We start from the raw sequence: 24,282 nt of genomic DNA on the forward strand, positions 1-24,282 counted from the left end.
GCCCGCCGCCGGCCTTGCGGGCCGCGCGGCGAAGCACATTCCATTCTGCTTCTTCAAACAGACGAAAGCCACAGAAAACAGCAAGGCGCGGCCGCAACGGCCCGCCCACCTGCCTTCTGTGGCTCGGAATGCAGAGACGACGGGCTTAGGCCTTGACGTGCGCGGTGGCGTAGTCGATAGCCTGTTGCACGGTCGTGATCTTTTCGGCTTCCTCATCAGGAATTTCCATGCCGAATTCATCTTCCAACGCCATCACGAGTTCAACCGTGTCCAGCGAGTCCGCACCGAGGTCGTTCACGAACGACGATTCGTTCTTGATGTCTGCCTCGGCCACGCCAAGCTGTTCTGCCACGATTTTCTTGACGCGTTGTTCGATATTGTCCATGTAACCCTCCAGGGAAGTTCGACAAAAAGTGGGCGCATTTTAGCAGGTTTGAGGCGACAGAAATGCCGCCTGCCAAGCTTTGCAAGAATCGCGCCCGTTTGGTTCGGAAAACTACTACTTCAGGCGGCTTCTTCGGGCTTCTTCCCCGAAACCAGCCAGCCAAAAACCCATTAATTCATGTACATCCCGCCGTTCACATGCAGCGTAGTGCCGGTAATGTAAGCGGCTTGCGGGCCAGCCAGGAAGGCCACCGCGTTGGCGATATCCTCCGGCTGGCCAAGGCGACCCAGCGGAATCTGCGTCTTGAGCGAAGCATGCTGCTCTTCGGACAGCGCCTTGGTCATGTCGGTGTCGATAAAGCCCGGCGCGACACAGTTCACGGTCACGTTGCGGCTGCCGATTTCCGCGGCCAGCGAGCGGGTCATGCCCGCCACGCCCGCCTTGGCAGCAGAGTAGTTCATCTGGCCGGGGTTGCCGACCGAGCCCACCACCGAAGTGATATTGATGATGCGGCCCTGGCGGGCCTTCATCATCGGGCGCAGCACCGCGCGCGACAGACGGAACACCGAAGTCAGGTTGGTCTGGATCACGGCCAGCCAGTCCTCGTCCTTCATGCGCATCGCCAGCTGGTCCTGCGTGATGCCGGCATTGTTGACCAGCACGCCGATGCCGCCGTGGGTCTTGACGATCTCGTCGATGAGCGCGTCGCAAGCGGCCGCGTCATTGACGTTGAGCACGGCGCCCTTGCCCTTCAGGCCGTCGGCGCCGAGGTAATCGGTGATGCCGGCCGCGCCGGCTTCGCTGGTGGCGGTGCCGATCACGGTGGCGCCCTGGCGGGCCAGTTCCAGCGCGATGGCGCGGCCGATGCCGCGCGAGGCGCCGGTGACCAGCGCAACCTGGTTGTCGAGAAGTTTGGTCATGCGGATGTCCTCTTGCTTACTTCAGCAGTGCCAGCGTGTCTTGCAGCGAGGCCGGATCGAAGATCGCACCGCCGGTCAGGTTGCCGTCGATGCGCTTGGTCATGCCGGCCAGCACCTTGCCGGGGCCGCATTCGATCACGTGCGTGACGCCTTCGGCGGCCATCTTCTGCACGCACTCGACCCAGCGCACCGGCGCGGCGGCCTGGCGCACCAAGGCGTCCTTGATCGCGTCCGGATCATTGACGATGGCGACGTCGACGTTGTTCACCAGCGGGATCGACGGCGCCGAGAAAGCCAGGCCGGCCATGCGCTCGCGCAGGCGGTCCGAGGCGGGCTTGAGCAGCGACGAGTGGAACGGCGCCGACACCGGCAGCGGCAGCGCGCGCTTGGCGCCCTTGCCCTTGGCGATTTCGCAGGCCTTCTCGACCGCGGCCTTGTGGCCGGCAATCACCACCTGCGACGGCGCGTTGAAGTTCACGGCCTCGACCACGCCGGCGGCCGATGCCTCGGCGCAAGCGGCGCGCACGTCGTCATCGGACAGGCCCAGGATCGCGGCCATGGCGCCCTCGCCCACCGGCACGGCTTCTTGCATGGCTTGCGCGCGGAAGCGCACCAGCGGTACCGCGTCGGCAAACGGGATCACGCCCGCGGCCACCAGCGCCGAGTACTCGCCCAGGCTGTGGCCGGCAACCAGCGCCGGTGCCGGACCACCGGCATCCAGCCAGGCACGGTAGACCGCCACTGCGGCGGTCAGCATCACCGGCTGCGTGTTGGTGGTCAGGTTCAGCTCTTCGGCGGGGCCTTCGGCGATCAGGCGGCCGAGATCCTGGCCGAGCGCGGCCGAGGCCTCTTCCACGGTGGCGCGCACCACGGCGTTATCGGCGAAGGCATTGAGCATGCCGACCGACTGCGAACCCTGGCCGGGAAATACGAAAGCGAATTTCATCGGATTGGAACCCTAACAAGAAACGGGTGGCCGGCGCCGCGGCATGTCCTGCATGCGCGGCATGATGCCATGGCGCCGGCCGCGAATCACATGCGCAGCAGCACCGCGCCCCAGGTGAAGCCGCCGCCCACGCCTTCCATCAGCACGGTCTGGCCCGCGCGGATGCGGCCGTCGCGCACCGCGACGTCCAGCGCCAGCGGGATCGACGCGGCCGAGGTGTTGCCGTGCTCATGCACGGTGGCGACCATGCGCTCCGCCGGCAGGCCCAGCTTCTTCGCCGTGCCCTGCATGATGCGGATATTGGCCTGGTGCGGGATCAGCCAGTCGATCTGGTCCGGCGTCACGCACGCAGCCTCCATGGCTTCGCGCGCGACCTTGTCCAGCACGTTCACGGCCAGCTTGAACACCGCCTGGCCGTCCATGTGCAGGAACGGGTTGCCGGTGATGTTGCCGCCGGCGACGTTGCCCGGCACGCACAGGATATCGACATGCCTGCCGTCCGAGTGCATCGCGGTGGACAGGATCCCCGGCTCCTCGGACGCCGACAGCAGCACGGCGCCGGCACCGTCGCCGAACAGCACGCAGGTGGTGCGGTCGTTGAAGTCCAGGATGCGCGAGAACACCTCGGTGCCGATCACCAGCACGTTGCGGTGCGAGCCGCTGCGGATGAACTTGTCGGCAGTGGCCAGTGCGTACACGAAGCCCGAGCACACCGCCTGCAGGTCGAACGCCGGGCAGTGGTTGGTGATGCCCAGCTTTTCCTGCACGATGCAGGCCGTGCTGGGGAACACGAAGTCCGGCGTCGAGGTGGCGACGATGATCAGGTCGATGCTCTGGCGGTCGATGCCGGCGGCTTCGATGGCCTGCTCGGCAGCCTTGACCGCGAGATCGCTGCTGGTCACATCCGGCTCGGCCCAGTGGCGTGCCGAAATGCCGCTGCGCGAGACGATCCAGTCGTCGCTGGTCTCGATGCCCTTTTCGGCAAGCTGCGTGGCCAGGTCATGGTTGGTCACGCGCCGCGGAGGCAGGTAGCTCCCGGTACCGATGATTTTTGCGTACTTGGTCATGTATTGTCGGATCGTATGGCCCGCAGGCACCCTCGACCGGCGCGCGTGGCGCTCAGGCGACGTGGGGGCTGGGATGCGCGCCAGGCACCTCTGTCTCCGGGGCGGGCTGTGCAGCGCCTGCGGCGCTGGATTTATCGGCAAAAGCCCGGGTGATGCGGGCGATCACGCCATTCTTGGCGGCATCATACCCGCGTTTGATGGCCCACTCAAAAGAATGGGCATCGGCCGAGCCGTGGCTCTTGATCACCAGCCCGCGCAACCCAAGCAGCGAGGCGCCGTTGTAGCGCGCCGGGTCGAGTCGCCTGGCCAGGCGCGACAGCACCGGCATGGCGACCGCGGCCAGCAGCTTGGTGAACCACGAGCGGGTGAATTCTTCCTTGATCATACTGCCGATCATCTTGGCCAGGCCCTCGGTGCTCTTGAGCGCCACGTTGCCGACGAAGCCGTCGCAGACCACGATGTCGGTAGTGCCCTTGAAGATGTCGTTGCCTTCCACGTTGCCGTAGAAGTTCAGCTCCGAGGCGCGCAGCAGTTCACCCGCACGCTTGACCACCTCATTGCCCTTGATGACTTCCTCGCCGATGTTCAGCAGGCCCACCGTGGGGTGTTCCTTGTGGTCGACCACGGCCACCATGGCTTCGGCCATGCGCGCGAACTGCAGCAGGTGCTCGGGCTCGCAGTCGGCATTGGCACCCAGGTCCAGCACGGTGGTGCCCCACCCTTGCTCGTTCGGGATGGTGGTGGCGATGGCCGGCCGCTCGATGCCTTCGAGCGTCTTGAGCACATAGCGCGACACCGCCATCAGCGCGCCGGTATTGCCGGCGGAGATGCAGGCACCGGCCAGGCCCTCCTTGACCTGCGTGACGGCGACGCGCATCGAGGAATCCCTCTTCTTGCGCAGCGCCACCTCGACCGGGTCATCCATGGTGATGACCTCGGTGGCCTCGACGATGGTCACGCGCGGATGGTCCAGCGCGTGCAGCTTCTTCAGCTGCGTCCGGATGGCGTCGGGCAAGCCGACCAGCACCATCTCGGCGTCGTCGTGGCGGGAAAGAAAACTGATCGCCGCAGGCACCGTCACGGAGACTCCGTGATCGCCGCCCATGCAGTCGATAGCGATTTTGATCGTCATTGTTCCTGGTACGGATAGCGCGGCGGCGCACGCCACGCCCGGCGGGAAATCCGAGCGCCCAACAAAAAAGCGGCAACGATCTTGCCGCTTTTTTGTCTCTGACCTTTTAGTGTCCGACCTACAGGCATGCGCGAGCGAGACGCAACGTCACGCCGAACGAAGCTATCAGTCGTTCTTGGTCTTGATGACCTTGCGGCCACGGTAGTAGCCGTTCGGGCTGACGTGGTGGCGCAGGTGGGTTTCGCCGGTGGTCGGCTCAACTGCCAGCGGCGCTGCCGACAGGTGATCGTGCGAACGGTGCATGCCGCGCTTGGACGGCGACTTCTTGTTCTGTTGAACAGCCATGATGACTCCTTCGAGAATTTTTCAATATTAACACACGCATCCCGCCCAAGGCGTAGCCGGGGCCCGGCCGGATGCTTCAGATTCACCTGCAAGACCTTGCGCACCGCCTGCCGGCGGCATCAATGCTTGGTCTTCAGGCCGGCCAGCGCCGCAAAGGGCGAAGGCCGCTTTTCTTCCTCAGGCTCAGCCTCTGGCTGCGCCTCGCCGTCCGAACCGGTCACGAGGCTTTCGTGCACCGTCGGGCAGACGTCATGCTTGGGGGCCACCGGCAACGCCAGCAGCACTTCATCTTCAATCAGGTCCAGCAACGAGAAATGCTTCGAGCCGGCGATCACGTCGACTTCGTCGTCGTCCATCGGCGCGGCGTCGGCCGCTTCCTCGCTTTCCACCACCTCGAAACGCGTTGCCGTATCGATCGGCTCGGCATATGGGGCCAGGCAGCGCTGGCAATCCAGCCATATCCGGCCCTGCACGGTCACGTCGAGAAACAGCCGCCGCGCCACCGCGGCGCCCGGCTCGGCCGCCTCTTCACGCATGAAGCCAGTGGCCGAATAGGCAAACGTCTCATCGGGTGCCGAGGCTGGCGCTTGCGCGGCGGTCTCGGCTAAGATGCGCGGCAAATCCCGCACCGCCACGCCGCCGGCCAGGCTTTCACCCTTCCGGCACAAGGCGAAGAGATCAAGCGCGCGCAGGTCAATCGGCTGGGTCATGTGCGTGGCTCCGGTCGCTATACAATGACTGGTTCGCCACATTCCACGGCTGTCGGACTACGGGCCGCGCACATTGGCGGCACTGCGCCCGGGTGCGGATGCGGCTAAACGCACGATTGTACGACGTAAACCGTGCCGAGGTCAAAGGTCTTGCAGCGCGGGCCGCACCTTTTACTGTTTCGCTTCCTGTTCCGATTCCATTACTTATGTCCCCAGACCCCCGCCCCAGCCTGATCCTTGGCTCCGGCTCGCCCTACCGCCGCGAACTGCTGGAGCGCCTGCGCATCCCGTTCGAGGTGGCCGCGCCCGACATCGACGAAACCCCGCTTGCCGGCGAAGCGCCCGAAGCCACCGCGCTGCGCCTGTCGCAGCGCAAGGCCGAAGCCATTGCCGCGCGCCGTCCGGGCGTGCTGGTGATCGGCTCGGACCAGGTGCTGACCCTGGACGGCGAACAGATGGGCAAGCCCGGCACGCACGAGAAGGCCGTGGCGCAGCTGCGCCGCATGCGCGGGCGCACCGCAACCTTCCACTCGGCCCTGTGCCTGCTGGACGCACGCACCGGCACCGTGCAGCTGGCCGACGTGCAAACCCGCGTGACCATGCGCGACCTGACCGATGCTGAAATCGAAACCTACCTGCAGCTGGAGCGCCCCTACGACGTGGCCGGCAGCGCCAAGTCCGAAGGCCTGGGCATCGCGCTGCTGGAACGCGTCGAGTCGGACGACCCGACCGCACTGGTCGGCCTGCCGCTGATCGCGCTGACCGGCATGCTGCGCCAGGCCGGCTACCCTCTTCTTTCCGCATGACCCGCACGAGCCCACCATGAGCGGCACTCTCTACCTGATCCCCAACACCCTCGGCAAGCGCGATGAAGCCGACCCGCTGGCCGACGTGATCCCGGCCGGCGTGCAGCAGATCGCGGCCAACCTCGATTACCTCGTCGCCGAGAACGCCAAGACCGCGCGCGCCTTCCTGAAGAAGCTGGGCGAGACCACGCCGCTGGCACGCCCGATCCAGCAGATCGAGATCCGCGAGCTGAACGTCAACACGCGTGCCGACGCCCTGGCCGCTCTGCTGGCCCCGCTCGAAGCCGGCCGCGACGGTGGCCTGCTGTCCGAGGCCGGCGTCCCGGCGGTGGCCGACCCCGGCGCCGACCTGGTGCGGCTGGCCCATGCGCGCCGCATCCGCGTGCGGCCGCTGGTCGGGCCCAGCTCGATCCTGCTGGCGGTGATGGGCTCGGGCCTGAACGGCCAGAGCTTTGCCTTCAACGGCTATCTGCCGGTCGATGCCGGCGAGCGCGCGCAGCGACTGCGTGAGCTGGAGCAGCGCTCGCGCAAGTCCAGCCAGACCCAGGTGTTCATCGAAACGCCCTACCGCAATGCGGCGCTGCTGGAAGCCATGCGCCAGCACTGCGCCGGCACCACGCTGCTGTCCGTGGCCGTGGACCTGACCCTGCCGGGCGAGACCATCGTCACGCTGCCGCTGTCGGACTGGCGTCCCGAGCGGATCGACCTGCACAAGCGCCCGGCGATCTTCTCGCTGCTGGCCATGTAAGAAACGGCAAAGGGGGCGCGAACGCCCCCTTTGCCATTGCCGCCGCGCCATCAGGCTCAGTGCATGCCCTGCATGCGGTTGCTCCACAGCATGGTCTTCATCGCCGCCGAGCCCACCGCCGCGCCAAAGCGCTTGGCCACGCGCTCGGCAATGTTCTCCTTGACGGTGTAGTCGACGATGTCCTCGGCCTTGAGCACATCGCGCGCGACATAGTCGGCACTGCCCAGCCCGTCGGCCAGGCCCAGCTCCACGGCGCGCTCGCCCGACCAGAACAGGCCGGAGAACAGCTCCGGATCATCCTTGAGCCGGTCACCGCGCCCTTCCTTGACCACGTCGATGAACTGCTGGTGGATCTGCTTGAGCATGGCCTCGGCAAAGGCCTTCTGCTTGGGCACCTGCGGCGAGAACGGGTCCAGCATGCCCTTGTTGGCGCCCGAGGTGTACAGCCGGCGCTCCACGCCCAGCTTGTCCATCAGCCCGGTAAAGCCAAAACCGTCCATCAGCACGCCGATCGAACCCACGATGCTGGCCTTGTCGACATAGATCTTGTCGGCCGCCGCGGCCACGTAATAGCCGCCCGAGGCGCAGATCTCTTCCACCACCACATAGAACGGCTTGGACGGATAAAGCGTGCGCAGCCGCTGGATCTCGTCGTTGATGATGCCCGCCTGCACCGGCGAGCCACCCGGAGAATTGATCTTCAGGATCACGCCGGCGGCATTGCCGTCAGCGAACGCCGCCTGCAACGAGGCATTGATCGATTCCGCGCTGGCCGGCGTGCCCGCGGCGATTTCGCCCTCCAGCGTGACCATGGCCGTATGGCGGCCCGAGGTGCTGATGGCGCCATCGCCCTTGAAGTCGAACAGCGTGACCAGGATCAGCGCCAGCAAAGCCAGTCCGACAAAGCGGAAGAAGATGCGCCAGCGCCGTGCCGCGCGCTGCTCGCGCAGCGATGCGGTCAGCACTTTTTCGAGCAGATCGCGCTCCCAGCCGGCGCCGCCGCCAACCGGGGGCCCCGCCGTGGCTCCAGCCATGCGTGCCTTGCGCTCGCGCGCTTCACGCCTTGCCGCGTCGTCGCCGGCGCGCAATTCGTCTTCCAGCGGGTAATCGGCGCGCGGTGCGGTGACCAGGCGCTCGGACTCCGCCTGGGGCGACCCTTCGCCCGGCGCACCGTCGCCGGCTGGCTTGTGCTCGTCCGGCTGACCCGATTCACCCGATGGCGGCTTCTGTTGTTCTGTCATGCAAATCGCTCGTGGAAACGCCTGGAAACCCAGGCCTGGAAATACAACGGCCGGCCTGACTGCCGGCCCTGCCCGTCATTCAGGCACCGCCCATGCGCGCAGCGATCCGGTATGGCGCTTCCGGTAGCCAGTAGACCTGGCCGTCGCGCTCCTCGATGCGCAGCTTGGCCAGCGATGCACCGCGGCAGGGGCCGCCGACGCACTCGCCGCTGTCCGGCACATAAACCGCGCCATGTGTGGCGCACATCAAGTATAGGCCCGAGGCATCGAAGAACCGGCCTTCCTGCCAGTCCAGTTCCATCGGCACATGGGCGCACTGGTTCAGGTAGCCGTGCGCGGCGCCGTCGAAACGCACCACGAAGGCGCCGATCTCGCGCTGGTCCAGCGCCACCGAGAAGCGCACACCCAGACCGCCTTCCTCCAGGTCCTCGGCGGCGCACAGCCGCACCGGCGCCTGGCCGGCCGCTGCCTCAGGCATGGGCCAGCAGCCAGTCGGTCAGGTCGGGGATGGAAGTCGCGCAATGCACCGGCGCCATCGCGCGCAGCGAATCTGCGGGATGTGCACCATAGCACACGCCAATCCCCTTGGCGCCGGCATTGGCCGCCATCTGCAGGTCATGGGTGGTGTCGCCGACCATCACCGTGCGCTCCACGTCCTGGCCCAGTTCGCGGGTCAGTTCGTGCAGCATGGCCGGGTGCGGCTTGGAGAAGGTCTCGTCGGCACAGCGCGTGGCGTCGAACAGGCGGGTCAGACCGCTCGCGGCCAGCGCGCGCTGCAGGCCGACGCGGGTCTTGCCGGTGGCCACGCCAAGAAAATAGTGTTCGCCGCGCAGGGTCTCCAGCATTTCGCGCACGCCGTCGAACAGCACAAGGTCGGCATCGCGAGCGAGGAAGTGGTAGCGGTAGCGTTCGGCCAGGCGCGGGTAGTCGGCGGGGTCCAGCGTCGGCACCGCGTAAGACAGCGCATCCTTCAGGCCCAGCCCGATCACGTGGCTGGCGGCGCGGTCATCCGGCACCGGCAGGCCCAGGTCGCGGCTGGCAAGCTGGATGCACTTGGCGATGGTCGGGGTCGAGTCCATCAGCGTCCCGTCCCAGTCGAAAACGATCAGGTCAAATTGTTGCCTGGCCATGGAAGTCCTTGTGGCGTTTGATGCACTACCCTACTCCGGGGCATGCAGTTCACGCAATTGTTGCAGGAATCCGACGCACTCGTCGGGCAGCGGCGCTTCCACCGCCAGCGGCTCGCCCGTGGCCGGGTGGATAAACACCAGCCGGTGGGCGTGCAGGAACATGCGCTTGAGGCCCGGCCTCGCGCCAGAACGCGCCAGTGCCTTGTTCAGCGAGAAGTCGCCATATTTTTCGTCGCCGACGATCGGGAAACCCGAGTGGGCCAGGTGGACGCGGATCTGGTGGGTACGGCCGGTCTTCAGCTCGGCCTCCAGCAGGGTGAAGCCCTGGAAGGCCTCGACCCGGTTGAACACGGTGTGCGAGGCCAGCCCGTCGGCCTGCACCCGCACCCGGCGCTCGCCGTCCGGCGTGCTGTACCTATATAGCGGCAGCTTCACGTGCTGGCGCGCGTTCGGAAATTCGCCGGCCACGCAGGCGAAATAGCGTTTGTCCATCGCGCTGCCGCGAATCTGCTCGTGCAGGTGGACCAGCGCCGAGCGCTTCTTGGCCAGCACCAGGATGCCGGAGGTCTCGCGATCGAGCCGATGCACCAGTTCCAGGAACTTGGCCTGGGGCCGCGACCGGCGCAATTGCTCGATCACGCCGAAGGCCACGCCCGAGCCGCCGTGCACGGCCACGCCGGCCGGCTTGTTGATCACCAGTAGCTGGGCATCTTCAAACAGCACCGGGAACTCGCCCGCCGGCACATGCCGGGCATTGTCCGATTGCGCCGAATTCGCCACCCGCATTGGCGGAATGCGCACTACATCACCCGACTGCAAGCGATAAGTGGCATCGATCCGGCCCTTATTGACGCGAACTTCCCCCGAACGCAGCACCCGGTAGATATGGCTCTTGGGCACGCCCTTGGCCACCTTCAGCAGGAAGTTGTCAATGCGCTGACCTTCCGAGCCTTCGTCAATCGTGACATACGCCACCTGTGGGCTGGCCGGCGCAGCTTCGGCAGCCTTTTCAATTTGATGGCGTAACTCATTCATTTTCAATATAATTTCCTCGCTGTCCCGGCTTGTGGCCGGCAGCGCAAGACCTGTGTAAGCGATTAATCTTCGAGTTTTCCTGGATTTTTTGCATTCTACACTTGGGGTTGCCGCCAACCCCGCCCGTCTCCCGCAACTTTGCGTTCCGCCAAGCGCCAGACGGGCAAATGGCAGTAAAAAGCAGCACGCACGGTGCCGCCGGCATGCAGGAAGTCGCCCAAAGGAGGCTTCGGCGAGGCAGGCGGTGACGTGGGAACTGAGTGTTCAGGTAAAACAGAATTTAAAGGCGGATGCCACTGCCGGCATCCGCTTCGGTGAGAGAAGTCCTGCCCGCACCGGGAAACGGTGCCGGCCGGCAGGTTAGCCTGCCGCCTGACTGGAAATACCGGCGCCCGGTCGCAGAATTCCAAGAAGTAGTAGGTGCGCCCGCCAGGAGTAGTCAGGCAGCAACGGCAACCATGCCGTGTCCGAAAAATTTGCTCTTTGACGCGTCTAGGCCTTCCGCGGCCGGCCGCGATGCCGCCGGCGCCGGTTGCGCCGGCGTTCAGCATCGCCTCCGGCACGGGAACGCGCCGGATGTCTGCGCAAGAGCAGCCTCCGGTGTTCTCTCCTGCCCCGCGGACGTTACCCCGACGTCATCGCTCTCTTTCACCCGCGCCCAGCCGCTCGCCTATCCCGCGCAGCGGCGCTTTCCGGCAATTCTCGCGCCTCGCTCGCTCCCTCGCGTGCTCCATAGATCGCCGCGGACACCGCCCAGACGGTGCCACCCGCGACACTGGAGTGAGGTACTGCGATGAAACGCATGCTGTTCAACGCGACGCAACAGGAGGAATTGCGCGTCGCCATCGTCGACGGTCAGAAACTGATCGATATCGACATCGAGACTGCCGGGCGCGAACAGCGCAAGGGCAACATCTACAAGGGTGTCATCACCCGCATCGAACCCTCGCTGGAAGCCTGCTTCGTCAACTACGGCGAAGAACGCCACGGCTTCCTGCCGTTCAAGGAAGTAGCCCGCGCCTTCTTCAAGGAAGGCATCGACGTGCGCAACGCGCGCATCCAGGATGCCCTGCATGAAGGCCAGGAACTGATCGTCCAGGTCGAGAAGGAAGAGCGCGGCAACAAGGGCGCGGCCCTGACCACCTTTATCTCGCTGGCCGGCCGCTACCTGGTGCTGATGCCCAACAACCCGCGCGGCGGCGGCGTGTCGCGCCGCATCGAGGGCGAGGACCGCCAGGAACTGCGCGAGACCATGGCGCAGCTGACCGTGCCGGAAGGCATGAGCATCATCGCCCGGACCGCCGGCATCGGCCGCTCCGCCGAGGAACTGCAGTGGGACCTGAACTACCTGCTGCAACTGTGGAAGGCCATCGACGGCGCCGCCGGCGACAACAAGGCCCCGCTGCTGATCTACCTGGAATCGAGCCTGGTCATCCGCGCCATCCGCGACTACTTCCAGCCGGATATCGGCGAGATCCTGATCGACACCGACGAGATCTACGAACAGGCCCGCGCCTTCATGAGCGTGGTGATGCCTGACAACATGAACCGCGTGAAGAAGTACCGCGACGACGTGCCGCTCTTCTCGCGCTTCCAGATCGAGCACCAGATCGAGTCGGCCTACTCGCGCATGGTGATGCTGCCCTCGGGTGGCGCCATCGTGATCGACCACACCGAGGCGCTGGTCTCCGTGGACGTGAACTCGGCCCGCGCCACCAAGGGCGCCGACATCGAGGAAACCGCGCTGCGCACCAACCTCGAGGCCGCCGACGAGATCGCCCGCCAGTTGCGCCTGCGCGACCTGGGCGGCCTGATCGTGATCGACTTCATCGACATGGAGTCGGGCAAGGCCCAGAAGGACGTGGAAACGCGCCTGAAGGACGCGCTGCGCCACGACCGCGCGCGCGTGCAGATGGGCAAGATCAGCCGCTTCGGCCTGATGGAGCTGTCGCGCCAGCGCCTGCGCCCGTCCCTGTCGGAGGGCTCGCACATCACTTGCCCGCGCTGCAACGGCACCGGCCATATCCGCGATACCGAATCGTCCGCCCTGCAGGTGCTGCGCATCATCCAGGAAGAGGCGATGAAGGAAAACACCGCCGCGATCCACTGCCAGGTGCCGGTGGAAGTGGCCGCCTTCCTGCTGAACGAGAAGCGCCAGGAAATCAACCTGATCGAGCTGCGCTTCAAGGTCAATGTGCTGCTGATCCCCAACAAGCACCTGGAAACGCCGCACTACAAGCTGGAGCGCCTGCGCCACGACGACCCGCGCCTGGAAGAAAGCACCGCCAGCTACCGCATGGCCGAGGCCGCCGCCAAGGAACTGGAAGCCGACACCAGCTACAGCAGCCGCCGCAAGGAAGAAGCCAAGCCGCGCCAGGAAGCCGCGGTCAAGGGCATCACCCCGGAACAACCGGCCCCGGTGTCGGTGCCGCGCCCCGAGCGCGCACCCAAGCCGGAAGCCCCGGTCGCCCCGCCCGTGCCGGCCACCCAGCCTGTGGTCAGCGGCGGTTTCATCGCCTGGCTGAAGGGCCTGTTCGGTGCCCGTCCGGCAACCCCGCCGGTGGTGGAACCGGCCAAGCCGGCGGTTGCCACTGAGGCCCGCAGCGCCGAAGGCCGGCGCGAGCGCGGCCAGCGCGGCGAAGGCCGTGGCCAGCGTGGTGAGCGTGGCGACCGCGCGGAGCGTGGTGAGCGAGCGGAGCGTGGCGAGCGCCAGGGCCGCGGCCAGCGCGGCGACCGTGCCGAGCGCGCGGAACGTGGTGAACGCCAGGGTGCCGAGCGCGCCGAGCAACGCGAGGGCCGTGGCGAACGCCAGGGCCGCCAGCCGCGCCAGCAAGGTGAAGGCCAGGCCACCCCGGCCCTGGCACGCCAGGGCGAGGCGGTGCAAGCCGAGCGCGTCCAGGGCGAGCGCGTCGAGGGCCGTCAGGAAGGCCGTCGCGACCGCAACCAGGAACGCCGCGAGCGCCAGCGTGAACGCCAGCGCGAACGCAGCGAACTGCGCGAAGCCGAAGCCGGTGAAGCACCGCAGCCGGAAGCCATCGCCGCCGCCCAGGCGCTGGGCGTGCTGCCGCAGGCCGTGACCGAAGAGACGAAAGCCGTCCGCGCCGAGCTGTCGGAAGGTGCCGAAAGCGCCGCCGAGACCGCTGAGGGCGAAGAGCGCCGCCGCCGCAACCGCCGTGGCCGCAACCGCTATCGCCGCGAGCGCGACGAGTCGGTGCAAGGTGCCCAGGGCGAAGGCGACGAAGAAGCCGCCGCTGCCGAAGGCGTGGCCCCGGTGCGCGCTGAAGCCGCCATGCCGGCCGAGCCCGCACCGCAAGCTGCCGTGGCCGTGGCCGCAGCAGCCGAGGCCGTCGAAGCGATCCGCATCGCCGTGCCGGAAGACGTGACGCCCGCGCCGGTCGCGGAGGCAGCCCCGGTGACCGCGCCGGTTGCCGAGCCCGCGCCCGAGCAAGCTGCCCCGGTCGCCGCCGCCGTCACGGAAGCCGTTGCCGCCGAAGCGATCGTCGAGACCACCGCAAGCGTGGCCGTCGAAGCGGCTCCGGTGGTGCCGGCACCTGCCGCTGCACCGGTCATCGCCCCTGTGGCCGAAGCCGCACCGGCCGAGGTGTTCACCCCGGCAACTCCGGTCGTTGCAGCAGCGCCGGCCACCCCCGCAGCGCTGGAGAACCTGGAATCGATGCTGGCCACCGCCGGCCTGCAATGGGTCCATACCGACAGCGACAAGCTGCGTTCGGCCCAGGAAGCCGCCGCCCGCATCGCGCCCGCCCCGCGCGTGCAGCGCGAGCGCAAGGCGCTGCCGCCGCTGCCCCACGGTCCGATGATCCTGGTGGAAACCGGTGGCCGCGAAGTGGAGATGGCATCGCAGCAGTAAGCGTTGCCGCTGCACCGCAGCCAAAGCAGGAAGGGGACGGCCACGCCGTCCCCTTTTTTCATGGGCCGCCGCCCGGATGAATCCCCGCCATCACCGGGGGATGCGGGTGCCCCGCCCCCGCCTCGGCTAGAATGGCAGCAGAATGCATCCGGTCCTCGAGCGCCCCTGATTTGGCCCCGCCGCCAGGCCGCTCCCCGGACGCCGTGCCCACCCACAGGCCATGACCGAATCCGTCATTCCGATTTTCGACCTGCGCGACCATCGCTACCGCTCGATGACGCCCAGCATTCCCGGCAAGCTGGCTGCCCCCACCGGCCTGGTGGCGGACACCCGCGGCCGGCCGCTGCATGACCTGCGCATCTCGGTGACGGACCGCTGCAACTTCCGCTGCGTGTACTGCATGCCGAAGGAAGTCTTCGACAAGGACTACACCTTCCTGCCGCACTCCGAGCTGCTGAGCTTCGAGGAGATCGAACGCACCGCGCGCCTGTTCGTCGCCCACGGCGTCGAGAAGATCCGCCTGACCGGCGGCGAGCCGCTGCTGCGCAAGAATATCGAGCACCTGGTGGAGATGCTGGCGAAGATCGAGACGGTCTCGGGCAAGCCGCTGGACCTGACGCTCACCACCAACGCCTCGCTGCTGGCGCGCAAGGCGCGCGCCCTGCGCGACGCGGGACTGACGCGGGTCAGCGTCAGCCTGGACGCGATCGACGACGCCACCTTCCGCCGCATGAACGACGTGGACTTCGCCGTCGCCGACGTGCTGCACGGCATCGAGACCGCGCAGGACGTGGGGCTGGCGCCGATCAAGGTCAACATGGTGGTCAAGCGCGGCACCAATGACCAGGAAATCGTGCCGATGGCGCGCCACTTCCGCAATAGCGGCATCATCCTGCGCTTTATCGAGTTCATGGACGTGGGCGCCAGCAACCACTGGCAGATGGATGAAGTGCTGCCGTCCGCCGAGGTGGTCAAGCGCATCGATGCGGAATTCCCGCTCGAACCGGTGCAGGCCAACTACTCCGGCGAAACCGCCGAGCGCTGGCGCTACCGCGACGGCAGCGGCGAGGTCGGCGTGATCTCCAGCGTCACCCACGCCTTCTGCGGCGACTGCAGCCGCATCCGGCTGTCCACCGAAGGCCGGCTCTACCTGTGCCTGTTCGCCACCGAAGGCTTCGACCTGCGCGCGCTGCTGCGCGGCGGCTACAGCGACCTGGAAATCTCCAATGCGATTGCGCAGGTGTGGCAGGGCCGCACCGACAATTATTCCGAGCAGCGCAGCGACCCGACGGTGCGCGCCAGGCGTGCCGAGCGCAAGATCGAGATGTCCTATATCGGCGGCTGACCCCGCCGCACACACAATCCATGATTGCACGCGACGACATCACCGGCCTGATCCTCGCAGGCGGCAGGGGCAGCCGCATGGGCGGCACCGACAAGGGCCTGCAGCCGCTGCACGGCACGCCGATGGCCATGCACACGATGATGCGGCTTACCCCCCAGGTGGGCGGGCTGATGATCAATGCCAACCGCAACCTGGCCGCCTATGAGTCCTTCGGCGTGCCGGTCTACACCGACACCGTGCCCGACTTCGCCGGCCCGCTGGCGGGGATGCTGGCCGGCCTGGAGCAATGCGCCACGCCGTGGATGGTGACCGCGCCCTGCGATTCGCCGTTCCTGCCGACCGACCTGGTGGCACGCCTGGCGCAGGCGATCGAGGCCGAAGGCGCGGACCTGGCGATCCCCGTCACGCTGGACGAAGACGGCCGGCGCCAGACCCAACCTGTGTTCTGCCTGATGCCGGTCAGTGCGCTCGACAGCCTGGTGGCTTATCTTTCCGGCGGCGGCCGCAAGATCGAGACCTGGGCCGCCTCGCACCGCCTGGCCGAAGTGCTGTTCGACGACGCCGCGGCCTTTGCCAATATCAACACCCTGGACGAACTGCGCACGCACGAAACGCGCTGAGCCACCATGCCCACCCTGCAATCCGTCATCTCCTGCCTTTCCGACTACGACCCCACCGCCCTGCCGGTGGACCAGGCCAACCGCATCATCGGCGAGGTGGTCGAGCCGGTGCGCGGCGTCGAGCAGTTGCCGATCCGCAGCGCATTGGACCGCGTGCTGGCCGAGGACATCGTCTCGGCCATCGACGTGCCGGCGCATGACAACTCGGCAATGGACGGCTATGCCTTCCAGGGTGCCGCGCTGGCTGCCGCGCAGACCGCCACGGTCGAGCTGGAAGTCATCGGCAGCGCCTTCGCCGGCGGCGCCGGGGCGCTGGCGCCCACGGCGGCGCAGGCGGTGCGCATCATGACCGGCGCGGTGATGCCGGCCGGCTGCGACACCGTGGTGCCGCAGGAATTCGTCGAAGCCGTGGACGACGGCGCGCGCATCCGCTTTGCCGCCGACTGCGTGCGCACCGGCGACAACCGGCGCCTGCGCGGCGAAGACCTGGCGCGCGGCCAGGCCGCGCTGCAGGCCGGGCGCATCCTCCAGCCGGCCGACCTGGGCCTGCTGGCCTCGCTGGGCGTGGCCGAGGTGCGCGTGCGCCGGCGCCTGCGCGTCGCGTTCTTCTCCACCGGCGACGAGCTGCGCTCGATCGGCGAGCCGCTCGATCCCGGCTGCGTCTATGACTCCAACCGCTATACGCTGCACGGCATGCTGCGCCGGATGAACGTCGACCTTCTCGATATGGGCGTGGTACGCGACAACCCCGAGGCGCTCGAAGCCGCCTTCCGCACCGCCTGCGAGACCGCCGACGCGGTCATCACCTCCGGCGGCGTCTCGGTCGGCGAGGCCGATTACACCAAGCAGATCATGGCGCGCCTGGGCGATGTCACGTTCTGGAAGATCGCGATGCGCCCGGGCCGGCCGATGGCCTTCGGCCGCATCAATTCCAACGGCCGCGACGCGCTGCTGTTCGGGCTGCCGGGCAACCCGGTGGCGGTGATGGTCACCTTCTACCACTTCGTGCGCGCCGCGCTGCAGCGGCTGATGGGCGCCAGCGTGGCACCGCTGCCGCTGCTGCGCGTGCGCAGCGCGCAAGCCATCCGCAAGAAGCCCGGCCGCACCGAGTACCAGCGCGGCATCCTGGCGCGCGCCGGCGACGGCCAGTGGGAAGTGCGTATCACCGGCCAGCAGGGCTCGGGCGTGCTGCGCTCGATGAGCGAGGCCAACTGCTTTATCGTGCTCGGCCATGAACAGGACTCGGTCAAGGCCGGCGATGCGGTCGAGGTGATGCTGTTCGACGGACTGGTCTAGCCGGACCGGCAGGCGCTGCACGCAAGCGCTTGCCACACGCCGGTAGCAATGTGTCGTTTTTGTGCCGCACATTTGCGGCCATAGCACAGCCGGCACGGGGCTTTCGCCCGCCCCCGCCGCCGGCGGGCTATGCTTGGCATCGGCCAATCGCTACACTTGGCGCACGATTCAGAAACATTCGAGTATCCCCCGTCATGAATCAGGAGATCGCCTACCTCCACCCCGTCAAGACCGCCCGCGCGCTGGTGCTGGTCTACCTGTGCTTCTCGCTGCCGATCGTGTCGCTGGGCCTGTTTGTCACCTTCGTCCGCTACGGTGACCTGCCCGCCATCACGGTCTTCAGCGCAATCATCCTGAATGCGCTGATCGGCTTCGGCCTGCTGTGGCTGGCCTGCAAGGCCTACAACTGGGTGGCCGCCCGCTTCGGCGGCATTGAAGTCCACGTGCGCGAACTGGCGCCCGAAGACGAGCGCTGAGCAGCGCGCCGGCGCCCAGGCCGGCAGCAATCCGCAAGCCCCCGCGGGGGCTTGCCCTGACCCTTCCCTGCCGCGCGTTCAGCCGCCGTTGTCTTCGGCGGCCTCCGGCGCGTCCGCCGCTTCTGCTGCATTGAGGCCAAGCACCTGCTGCGCGGCCTCGCCCGGCAGCGCTTCCACCGTACGCAGCTTGCGCGCCATCTGGCGCGTGCGCACTTCGGCCTGCTCGATGTTGCGCGCGGCGCGTTCCAGCGTATCGCGGGTCTTGGCCAGCACGTCGCCGAACTTGCCGAACTCGGTCTTGACCGCGCCCAGCACCTCCCACACCTCGCTTGAGCGCTTCTCCAGCGCCAGCGTGCGGAAACCCATCTGCAGGCTGTTCAGCAGCGCGGTCAGCGTGGTCGGTCCGGCCACGGTCACACGGTAGTCGCGCTGCATCAGGTCGGTCAGGCCCGGACGCCGCAGCACCTCGGCGTACAACCCCTCGGTCGGCAGGAACAGGATGGCGAAATCCGTGGTCTGGGGCGGCGACAGGTATTTCTCGGCGATGGTCTGGGCCTCGCGCCGCAGCGCCACTTCCAGTTCGCGGCCAAAAGCGAGCACGCCGTTCGGGTCGCCCCGCTCCTGCGCGTCCACCAGGCGCTCGTACTGTTCCTTGGGAAACTTGGCGTCGACCGGCAGCCAGACCGGCGCATTGTCGCCACCCGCGGCCTTGCCCGGCAGCCGGATCGCGAACTCCACCCGCGCGCCCGAGTTGCGCACGGTCTCGACATTCTTGCCGTACTGCTCCGGCGTCAGCATCTGCTCCAACAGCATTTCCAGCTGGACTTCGCCCCAGGTTCCGCGCGACTTCACATTGGTCAGCACCTTCTTCAGGTCGCCCACGCCCTGCGCCAGCACCTGCATCTCGCCCAGGCCGCGGTGCACCTGCTCGAGCCGGTCCGACACCAGCCGGAAGGACTCGCCCAGGCGCTGCTCCAGCGTGGCATGCAACTTCTCGTCGACAGTGCGGCGCATTTCCTCAAGCTTGGCGGCGTTGTTGGCCTCGATGTCCTGCAGCTTCTTCTCCAGCGTGGCGCGCACTTCGGCCAGGCGCCGCTCGTTGGCTTCGGACATCTGCGCCAGCTGCTGTTGCAGCCCGTCGCCGAAGCGGCGCAGCGTGCCGGCCTGCTCGTCGCGCGCCTGCTGGGCCTGCAGCATCAGGTGCTGGCGCACCTGCTCGAGCTGCTGGGTGTTGGTCTCGGTCAGCTTGGCCAGTTGCTGCGCGAAGGTGTCGATCTGGTTGTTCTGCAGCGTGGCGACGCCCGTCAGCTGCGACGACAGCGCCTGCTGGAAGCGCAGCATCTGCTGCGCCGACTCGTCGCGGCTGCCGCGCGCGGCGTCGGCCACGTCGGTGCGCAACTCCCGCTCCAGCCGCTCCATGCCGCGCGCGCTTTCCGCGCGCATGTCGGCCAGTTGCCGGCCAAGCTCGGCCCCCGGCGAGGCAGCCTGCTGGCGCAGCAGGACGATGACCAGCAGGACGACCGCGAGCAGCGCCACGGCCAGCGTCAGGAACGGAATCAGGGTCATGCAGCAGGAAACAGGTGGATGGCAGGCTTAGCGGCGCCGCGACATGACGTCGGGGTTGATCACGGTGGGCGGATGGCCGGCCTGCGGGCCCTGGTCGAGCGCGGCGATCAGGTTGTCGGCGGCCAGCATCGCCATCGCACGGCGGGTCTTCTCGGAGGCGCTGGCGATATGCGGCGTGAGCACGACGTTGGGCACCGTCAGCAGATCCGGATTGACGCTGGGCTCGCCCTCGAACACATCCAGGCCGGCGCCGAAGATGCGCTTGTCGCGCAGCGCCTGCGCCAGCGCGGCATCGTCGACGATGCCGCCGCGCGCCAGGTTCACCAGCGTCGCGGTCGGCTTCATCAGTGCCAGCTCGGCGGCGCCGATGGCGTGGTGGCTCTGCGGGCCATAGGGCAGCACCAGCAGCAGGTGGTCGGACTGGCGCAGCAGGTCTTCCTTGCTGACATAGCGCGCGTTGAGCGCGCGCTCGGTGTCCGCCGGCAGCTGGCTGCGGTTGTGGTACAGCACGCTCATGCCAAAGCCGCTCGCGCGGCGCGCCAGCGCCTGGCCGATGCGGCCCATGCCGAGGATGCCGAGCGTGCTTCCGTACAGGTCCATGCCGACCAGCATGTCGTAGCTCCAGCGCTGCCACTTGCCGGCGCGCAGGTAGTGCTCGGCCTCGGTCACGCGGCGCGCGGTGGCCATCAGCAGGGCCCAGCCGAAGTCGGCGGTGGTCTCGGTCAGCACGTCCGGCGTATTGGTGGCGACGATGCCGGCGGCCGTCAGCGCCGGCACGTCCAGGTTGTTGTAGCCGACCGCCATATTGCACACCGCGCGCAGCGCCGGCAGAGCGGCGACCACGTCGCCGTCGATGCGGTCGGCGGCGTTGGCCAGCACGCCGGCCTTGCCCGCCAGGCGCGCCTTCAGCGCGGCGGCGTCGAGCACCGCGTCCTGCTGGTTGTCGTCGACATCGAAATACTGCGCCAGGTGCGCGATGACTTCGGGATAGATGGCGCGGGTGACCAGGACAGACGGCTTCATGGCATCACACTCGGAAGAAAAGGAAGGTCATGATGACGAACAGCGGCATCAGGAAGATGCCCGAATACAGCATGTAGCCGAAGAAGCTCGGCATGCGCACGCCGCGGTTCTCGGCAATGGCCTTGACCATCAGGTTGGGGGCATTGCCGATATAGGTATTGGCGCCCATGAACACGGCCCCGGCCGAGATCGCGGCCAGGGTCGAGGCATCGCGCGTCATCAGCGTGGCCGCGTCGCCGCCGGCGGTGTTGAAGAACACCAGGTAGGTCGGCGCGTTGTCCAGGAACGACGACAGCAGGCCGGTGGCCCAGAAGTACATGCTGTCGACCGGCTGGCCGTTGCTGTCGCTGACCGCGCGGATCACGCCGGAAAAGGCGCCGTCGGTGCCGGCCTTGAGCATGGCGATGACCGGGATGATGGTCAGGAAGATGCCGGCAAAGAGCTTGCCGACCTCCAGGATCGGCTCCCAGTTGAATTCATTGCCGGTGCGCGCCGTCTGCGGCGTCACCAGCAGCGACACCACCGCCACCACCACCAGCAGCGCATCGCGTACCGCGGCCTGCAGCGGCACCTCGGTGCCCAGGACATCGAACGAAATGCCCGGCTGCCACAGCCCGCTCATCAGCACCAGGCCGATCACGGCCAGCAGCAGCACGAAGTTGAACTTGCCCTCGATGGCGATGCCGCCCGAGTCCGGCGTGGGGTCGCTGCGCGGCGGCAGTTCCTCTTCCTTGTTCCGGTAGTAGTGACGGTCGAGCAGGTAGAACAGCCCCAGCAGCACCACGCAGATAAAGACCGTCTCCGGAAAGATGTTGCGCATGGTCCAGAAGAAGTCCACGCCTTTCAGGAAGCCCAGGAACAGCGGCGGATCGCCCAGCGGCGTCAGCGAGCCGCCGGCATTGGCCACCAGGAAGATAAAGAACACCACCACGTGCGCCACGTGGCGGCGGTTGTCATTGGCGCGCAGCAGCGGCCGGATCAGCAGCATGGCCGCGCCGGTGGTGCCCATGAAGCTGGCCAGCAGCGTGCCCAGCGCCAGGATGCCGGTATTGAGCCCGGGCGTGCCGTGCAGGTTGCCGCGCACGCAGATGCCGCCGGCCACGATATACAGCGAGGCGATCAGAACGATGAACGGGATGTACTCGGCCAGCAGCGCGTGCACCGCGCTGGCCGCGGCCGCATGCGTGCCGAACGCTGCCGCGAACGGCAGCAGGAACAGCAGCCCCCAGCCCGCGGCGATCTTGCCGTAGTGGTGGTGCCAGAACTTGGGTGCAACCAGCGGCCACACCGCGATCGACAGCAGGATGCCGGCGAACGGCAGCCCCCACAGCGAGGACAGCGACGCCCCGTCAAGGTCCGCGGCACGGCCGACGGCGGGAAAGGCGGCCAGCACGGCCAGCAGCGGCAACAGCACGGAGGCACGTCGCATCAGGCAGGATCTCCTCGGGAATGCAGCATTCATTGGCGCACCGCCGGCACGAAGCCGCGGCACGCAGGCAAGCCTGCAAGTGTAATTCAAGCACCTCTTGCCCCGGAGCTTCCGGCATGGGTGGTGCATCGCATTCCGTGCGGCAAAAGCCGCGGGTTCAGGCCTCGTCGACCAGGATCACATGCACGCGGTACGGGCCATGGGCGCCGAGCACGATGGTCTGCTCGATATCGCCCGTGCGCGAAGGCCCGCTGATGATATTGGTGGCGCGCGGCAGTTCGCCGCGCTCGCTGCGTACCAGCGCAAAGGCGTCTTCCAGGCCGGCGACGATGCGCGAGCGCGGCACCACCGCCAAGTGGGTCTCGGGCAGCAGCGCGGCCGAGGCAAAGGTGGCCGGGCCCGACAGCAGCATCAGCGAGCCGGTCTCGGCAATCGCGCAGAAGCAGCCGGTGATGCCGACCAGGTCGCCATGATCGTGGTCGGCCTCGACCTCGCGCACCGGCGGTCGGCATTCCACCGCCAGCCCCGCGGCCTGCCACGGCAGCGGGCCCAGCGCATCCCAGGCCACGGCACGGTGGACCAGGTTCAGGCTGTCGAGAAAGCGCGCGGTGGCGGCGGGCACCTCGTCCATCCTCGCCACGCGGTCGACGGTCGAGGCCATGCGCTGGGCCTGCGTCAGGAAGGCCTCGGCCAGGTCGGCGGCCACCGCCGGGCGCGGGCCCTGCGGGTGGCGCGCCAGGTAGTCGGCCACGGCCTCGCGCTCGCCCGCGCTCGGCCGGGTCGGCCTGCCCTGGGCAGCACGGATGCGGGCAAAGATGCGGTCGCGGGCGTCGTTGGTTTCCATAAGGCCTGGCTGGAGAAGCGCAAAGCGCGGCGAACGCGCGATGCGCCGATTATAGTGGCGCCCGCCGCATGCAGAGCATGCGATGGCCGGCGCAAGGTGTTGAATTTTGCTACGCCGCGGGCTGAACCGAGTACACCTGGCGCAGGTAGGACAGGTAGCCGGGATCGTCGCACATGGTCTTTTCCGGCGTGTCCGACAGCTTGGCCACCGGCTGCCCGTTGCAGCGCACCATCTTGATCACGATCTGCAGCGGGGTATAGCCAAGGTCGTTGGTCAGGTTGGTGCCGACGCCAAAGGCCAGCCGGCAGCGGCCATGGAAGCGCTCGTACAGCTCGATCACGCGCGGGATGTCGAGGCTGTCGCTGAAGATCAGCGTCTTGGTGCGCGGGTCGACGCGGTTGGCGGCATAGTGGGCGACCATGCGCTCGCCCCACAGCATCGGGTCGCCGGAATCATGGCGCACGCCGTCGAAGAGCTTGCAGAAATACAGGTCGAAGTCGCGCAGGAAGGCATCGAAGCCGTAGGTATCCGACAGCGCGATGCCCAGGTCGCCGCGGTACTCGCGCGCCCAGCGCTCCAGCGCGTACACCTGCGAATCGCGCAGCCGCGGGCCCAGTGCCTGGCAGGCCTGCAGGTATTCATGCGCCATCGTGCCCAGCGGCACCATATTGTGCAGGCGGGCAAAGTGGACGTTGCTGGTGCCGGCCAGCTGCGGCCCGAGCAGGCGCCGCATGGTCAGCAGCACCTCTTCCTGCCATTCGCGCGAAAAGCGCCGGCGCGTGCCGTAGTCAGCGATCACGCAATCGGCCAGCTCGGGCGTCTTCAGCAAGGCCAGCTTGTGGTCCAGCCGGCGGCGGCCTTCGGCCTGGTCGGGCCTGGGCTGGGTGCGGCGGAAATAGACCTCGTTGACGATCGCCAGGACCGGCACTTCGAACAGGATGGTATGCAGCCACGGGCCGATGATCGAGATCTCGATCTCGCCGTTGCCCTGCGGGGACGGCCGCACCGAGACATATTTCTCGTTCAGGTGGAACAGGCCGAGGAAGTCGACGAAATCGCTCTTGATAAAGCGCAGGCCGCGCAGGTAGGCGAGCTCGTCGTCGGTGAAGCGCAACTGGCACAGGTGTGCCACCTCGGCGCGGATCTCATCGATATAGGGCGTCAGATCGACGCCCGCGTTGCGGCACTTGAAGCGGTATTCCACTTGCGCCTGCGGGAACTGATGCAGCACCACCTGCATCATCGTGAATTTGTACAGGTCGGTGTCGAGCAGGGACGGGATGATCATAGCGGGCCAGACGGCGATGCCGGGTCAGTACGTCATGCTAACCGAAGTCTGGCCGCACCCGG

Annotated in this window: 23 protein-coding genes; 7 read left to right on the forward strand and 16 right to left on the reverse strand. The window is 67.4% G+C overall.

Going from position 1 to position 24,282, the window contains the following annotated elements; all coding sequences use genetic code 11:
* Positions 1-145 precede the first annotated feature (145 nt).
* From acpP to AC3WLF_RS27125, 7 genes are all read right to left on the reverse strand, one after another.
* Positions 146-385 carry an acyl carrier protein gene (gene acpP, locus AC3WLF_RS27095; RefSeq protein WP_008644813.1) on the reverse strand — a complete coding sequence of 80 codons (240 nt, stop codon included), beginning with the start codon at positions 383-385 and terminating at the stop codon, positions 146-148.
* 170 nt (positions 386-555) lie between these two features.
* Positions 556-1,305 carry a 3-oxoacyl-ACP reductase FabG gene (gene fabG, locus AC3WLF_RS27100; RefSeq protein WP_018309408.1) on the reverse strand — a complete coding sequence of 250 codons (750 nt, stop codon included), beginning with the start codon at positions 1,303-1,305 and terminating at the stop codon, positions 556-558.
* A 16-nt stretch (positions 1,306-1,321) separates the two neighbouring features.
* Complete coding sequence (gene fabD, locus AC3WLF_RS27105; RefSeq protein ID WP_011615725.1) at positions 1,322-2,251, reverse strand: ACP S-malonyltransferase; 930 nt, start codon at positions 2,249-2,251, stop codon at positions 1,322-1,324.
* 86 nt (positions 2,252-2,337) lie between these two features.
* Positions 2,338-3,318, reverse strand: coding sequence for a beta-ketoacyl-ACP synthase III (locus AC3WLF_RS27110; protein WP_492356211.1), 981 nt, complete (start codon positions 3,316-3,318; stop codon positions 2,338-2,340).
* A gap of 52 nt (positions 3,319-3,370) precedes the next feature.
* Positions 3,371-4,450 carry a phosphate acyltransferase PlsX gene (plsX, locus tag AC3WLF_RS27115; protein WP_010814676.1) on the reverse strand — a complete coding sequence of 360 codons (1,080 nt, stop codon included), beginning with the start codon at positions 4,448-4,450 and terminating at the stop codon, positions 3,371-3,373.
* Between the two features lie 165 nt (positions 4,451-4,615).
* The gene (rpmF, locus tag AC3WLF_RS27120) at positions 4,616-4,795 is read right to left on the reverse strand and encodes a 50S ribosomal protein L32 (protein WP_010814675.1); all 180 of its coding nucleotides are present in this window, start codon (positions 4,793-4,795) and stop codon (positions 4,616-4,618) included.
* 119 nt (positions 4,796-4,914) lie between these two features.
* Positions 4,915-5,505 (reverse strand): DUF177 domain-containing protein, encoded by a 591-nt coding sequence (locus tag AC3WLF_RS27125; RefSeq protein ID WP_492359060.1) that lies wholly within the window; start codon positions 5,503-5,505, stop codon positions 4,915-4,917.
* Positions 5,506-5,711: 206 nt separating this feature from the next.
* Here AC3WLF_RS27125 and AC3WLF_RS27130 point away from each other — a divergent pair, with 206 nt between their 5' ends.
* Both AC3WLF_RS27130 and AC3WLF_RS27135 read left to right on the forward strand, forming a co-directional pair.
* Positions 5,712-6,311, forward strand: coding sequence for a Maf-like protein (locus AC3WLF_RS27130; protein ID WP_492319857.1), 600 nt, complete (start codon positions 5,712-5,714; stop codon positions 6,309-6,311).
* 16 nt (positions 6,312-6,327) lie between these two features.
* A complete protein-coding gene (locus AC3WLF_RS27135) occupies positions 6,328-7,059 on the forward strand; it encodes an SAM-dependent methyltransferase (RefSeq protein WP_492319856.1) in 732 nt (243 codons plus the stop codon).
* A gap of 56 nt (positions 7,060-7,115) precedes the next feature.
* Here AC3WLF_RS27135 and AC3WLF_RS27140 read toward each other — a convergent pair whose 3' ends face one another.
* From AC3WLF_RS27140 to AC3WLF_RS27155, 4 genes are all read right to left on the reverse strand, one after another.
* A complete protein-coding gene (locus AC3WLF_RS27140) occupies positions 7,116-8,300 on the reverse strand; it encodes a S49 family peptidase (RefSeq protein ID WP_492356210.1) in 1,185 nt (394 codons plus the stop codon).
* A gap of 79 nt (positions 8,301-8,379) precedes the next feature.
* Positions 8,380-8,778, reverse strand: a complete 399-nt coding sequence (locus AC3WLF_RS27145) for a Rieske (2Fe-2S) protein (protein ID WP_492319854.1) — start codon at positions 8,776-8,778, stop codon at positions 8,380-8,382.
* Positions 8,771-9,430 (reverse strand): HAD-IA family hydrolase, encoded by a 660-nt coding sequence (locus AC3WLF_RS27150; protein WP_013957379.1) that lies wholly within the window; start codon positions 9,428-9,430, stop codon positions 8,771-8,773. Before AC3WLF_RS27150 ends, AC3WLF_RS27145 begins: the two co-directional genes overlap by 8 nt.
* 30 nt (positions 9,431-9,460) lie before the next feature.
* Positions 9,461-10,465 carry an RluA family pseudouridine synthase gene (locus tag AC3WLF_RS27155; protein WP_492356209.1) on the reverse strand — a complete coding sequence of 335 codons (1,005 nt, stop codon included), beginning with the start codon at positions 10,463-10,465 and terminating at the stop codon, positions 9,461-9,463.
* Positions 10,466-11,258: 793 nt separating this feature from the next.
* Here AC3WLF_RS27155 and AC3WLF_RS27160 point away from each other — a divergent pair.
* From AC3WLF_RS27160 to AC3WLF_RS27180, 5 genes are all read left to right on the forward strand, one after another.
* Positions 11,259-14,333: an Rne/Rng family ribonuclease gene (locus AC3WLF_RS27160; RefSeq protein WP_492359061.1), complete on the forward strand. Its 3,075-nt coding sequence runs from the start codon at positions 11,259-11,261 to the stop codon at positions 14,331-14,333.
* 220 nt (positions 14,334-14,553) lie between these two features.
* Complete coding sequence (gene moaA / locus AC3WLF_RS27165) at positions 14,554-15,678, forward strand: GTP 3',8-cyclase MoaA (RefSeq protein WP_492359062.1); 1,125 nt, start codon at positions 14,554-14,556, stop codon at positions 15,676-15,678.
* A gap of 20 nt (positions 15,679-15,698) precedes the next feature.
* The gene (gene mobA / locus AC3WLF_RS27170; protein WP_010814665.1) at positions 15,699-16,298 is read left to right on the forward strand and encodes a molybdenum cofactor guanylyltransferase MobA; all 600 of its coding nucleotides are present in this window, start codon (positions 15,699-15,701) and stop codon (positions 16,296-16,298) included.
* A 6-nt stretch (positions 16,299-16,304) separates the two neighbouring features.
* Positions 16,305-17,594, forward strand: a complete 1,290-nt coding sequence (moeA, locus tag AC3WLF_RS27175) for a molybdopterin molybdotransferase MoeA (protein WP_492319850.1) — start codon at positions 16,305-16,307, stop codon at positions 17,592-17,594.
* A 194-nt stretch (positions 17,595-17,788) separates the two neighbouring features.
* Complete coding sequence (locus tag AC3WLF_RS27180; protein ID WP_010814663.1) at positions 17,789-18,070, forward strand: hypothetical protein; 282 nt, start codon at positions 17,789-17,791, stop codon at positions 18,068-18,070.
* Between the two features lie 78 nt (positions 18,071-18,148).
* On the opposite strand, the gene AC3WLF_RS27185 is transcribed toward AC3WLF_RS27180, so the two are convergent.
* The 5 genes from AC3WLF_RS27185 to pncB all read right to left on the reverse strand — a co-directional run bounded on the left by AC3WLF_RS27185 (position 18,149) and on the right by pncB (position 24,220).
* Positions 18,149-19,636, reverse strand: a complete 1,488-nt coding sequence (locus AC3WLF_RS27185) for a DNA recombination protein RmuC (protein WP_492356204.1) — start codon at positions 19,634-19,636, stop codon at positions 18,149-18,151.
* A gap of 27 nt (positions 19,637-19,663) precedes the next feature.
* A complete protein-coding gene (locus AC3WLF_RS27190; RefSeq protein ID WP_492319848.1) occupies positions 19,664-20,659 on the reverse strand; it encodes a 2-hydroxyacid dehydrogenase in 996 nt (331 codons plus the stop codon).
* 4 nt (positions 20,660-20,663) lie between these two features.
* Complete coding sequence (locus AC3WLF_RS27195) at positions 20,664-22,088, reverse strand: sodium:proton antiporter (protein WP_492319847.1); 1,425 nt, start codon at positions 22,086-22,088, stop codon at positions 20,664-20,666.
* 157 nt (positions 22,089-22,245) lie between these two features.
* The gene (locus AC3WLF_RS27200) at positions 22,246-22,932 is read right to left on the reverse strand and encodes a LutC/YkgG family protein (RefSeq protein ID WP_492319846.1); all 687 of its coding nucleotides are present in this window, start codon (positions 22,930-22,932) and stop codon (positions 22,246-22,248) included.
* Positions 22,933-23,041: 109 nt separating this feature from the next.
* Positions 23,042-24,220 carry a nicotinate phosphoribosyltransferase gene (gene pncB / locus AC3WLF_RS27205; protein WP_492319845.1) on the reverse strand — a complete coding sequence of 393 codons (1,179 nt, stop codon included), beginning with the start codon at positions 24,218-24,220 and terminating at the stop codon, positions 23,042-23,044.
* Positions 24,221-24,282: the final 62 nt, after the last annotated feature.

The sequence above is a fragment of the Cupriavidus sp. FW306-01-F10A genome, assembly GCF_058782785.1.

Bases quoted from the DNA above. Each gene is read 5' to 3' on its own strand.
- AC3WLF_RS27200 (WP_492319846.1), bottom strand. From the start codon at position 22,932: ATGGAAACCAACGACGCCCGCGACCGCATCTTTGCCCGCATCCGTGCT.
- AC3WLF_RS27180 (WP_010814663.1), top strand. From the start codon at position 17,789: ATGAATCAGGAGATCGCCTACCTCCACCCCGTCAAGACCGCCCGCGCG.
- fabD (WP_011615725.1), bottom strand. From the start codon at position 2,251: ATGAAATTCGCTTTCGTATTTCCCGGCCAGGGTTCGCAGTCGGTCGGC.
- moeA (WP_492319850.1), top strand. From the start codon at position 16,305: ATGCCCACCCTGCAATCCGTCATCTCCTGCCTTTCCGACTACGACCCC.
- fabG (WP_018309408.1), bottom strand. From the start codon at position 1,305: ATGACCAAACTTCTCGACAACCAGGTTGCGCTGGTCACCGGCGCCTCG.
- AC3WLF_RS27145 (WP_492319854.1), bottom strand. From the start codon at position 8,778: ATGCCTGAGGCAGCGGCCGGCCAGGCGCCGGTGCGGCTGTGCGCCGCC.
- moaA (WP_492359062.1), top strand. From the start codon at position 14,554: ATGACCGAATCCGTCATTCCGATTTTCGACCTGCGCGACCATCGCTAC.
- AC3WLF_RS27110 (WP_492356211.1), bottom strand. From the start codon at position 3,318: ATGACCAAGTACGCAAAAATCATCGGTACCGGGAGCTACCTGCCTCCG.
- AC3WLF_RS27195 (WP_492319847.1), bottom strand. From the start codon at position 22,088: ATGCGACGTGCCTCCGTGCTGTTGCCGCTGCTGGCCGTGCTGGCCGCC.
- acpP (WP_008644813.1), bottom strand. From the start codon at position 385: ATGGACAATATCGAACAACGCGTCAAGAAAATCGTGGCAGAACAGCTT.
- AC3WLF_RS27125 (WP_492359060.1), bottom strand. From the start codon at position 5,505: ATGACCCAGCCGATTGACCTGCGCGCGCTTGATCTCTTCGCCTTGTGC.
- AC3WLF_RS27185 (WP_492356204.1), bottom strand. From the start codon at position 19,636: ATGACCCTGATTCCGTTCCTGACGCTGGCCGTGGCGCTGCTCGCGGTC.
- plsX (WP_010814676.1), bottom strand. From the start codon at position 4,450: ATGACGATCAAAATCGCTATCGACTGCATGGGCGGCGATCACGGAGTC.
- AC3WLF_RS27150 (WP_013957379.1), bottom strand. From the start codon at position 9,430: ATGGCCAGGCAACAATTTGACCTGATCGTTTTCGACTGGGACGGGACG.
- AC3WLF_RS27160 (WP_492359061.1), top strand. From the start codon at position 11,259: ATGAAACGCATGCTGTTCAACGCGACGCAACAGGAGGAATTGCGCGTC.
- AC3WLF_RS27190 (WP_492319848.1), bottom strand. From the start codon at position 20,659: ATGAAGCCGTCTGTCCTGGTCACCCGCGCCATCTATCCCGAAGTCATC.
- mobA (WP_010814665.1), top strand. From the start codon at position 15,699: ATGATTGCACGCGACGACATCACCGGCCTGATCCTCGCAGGCGGCAGG.
- AC3WLF_RS27155 (WP_492356209.1), bottom strand. From the start codon at position 10,465: ATGAATGAGTTACGCCATCAAATTGAAAAGGCTGCCGAAGCTGCGCCG.
- rpmF (WP_010814675.1), bottom strand. From the start codon at position 4,795: ATGGCTGTTCAACAGAACAAGAAGTCGCCGTCCAAGCGCGGCATGCAC.
- pncB (WP_492319845.1), bottom strand. From the start codon at position 24,220: ATGATCATCCCGTCCCTGCTCGACACCGACCTGTACAAATTCACGATG.
- AC3WLF_RS27130 (WP_492319857.1), top strand. From the start codon at position 5,712: ATGTCCCCAGACCCCCGCCCCAGCCTGATCCTTGGCTCCGGCTCGCCC.
- AC3WLF_RS27140 (WP_492356210.1), bottom strand. From the start codon at position 8,300: ATGACAGAACAACAGAAGCCGCCATCGGGTGAATCGGGTCAGCCGGAC.
- AC3WLF_RS27135 (WP_492319856.1), top strand. From the start codon at position 6,328: ATGAGCGGCACTCTCTACCTGATCCCCAACACCCTCGGCAAGCGCGAT.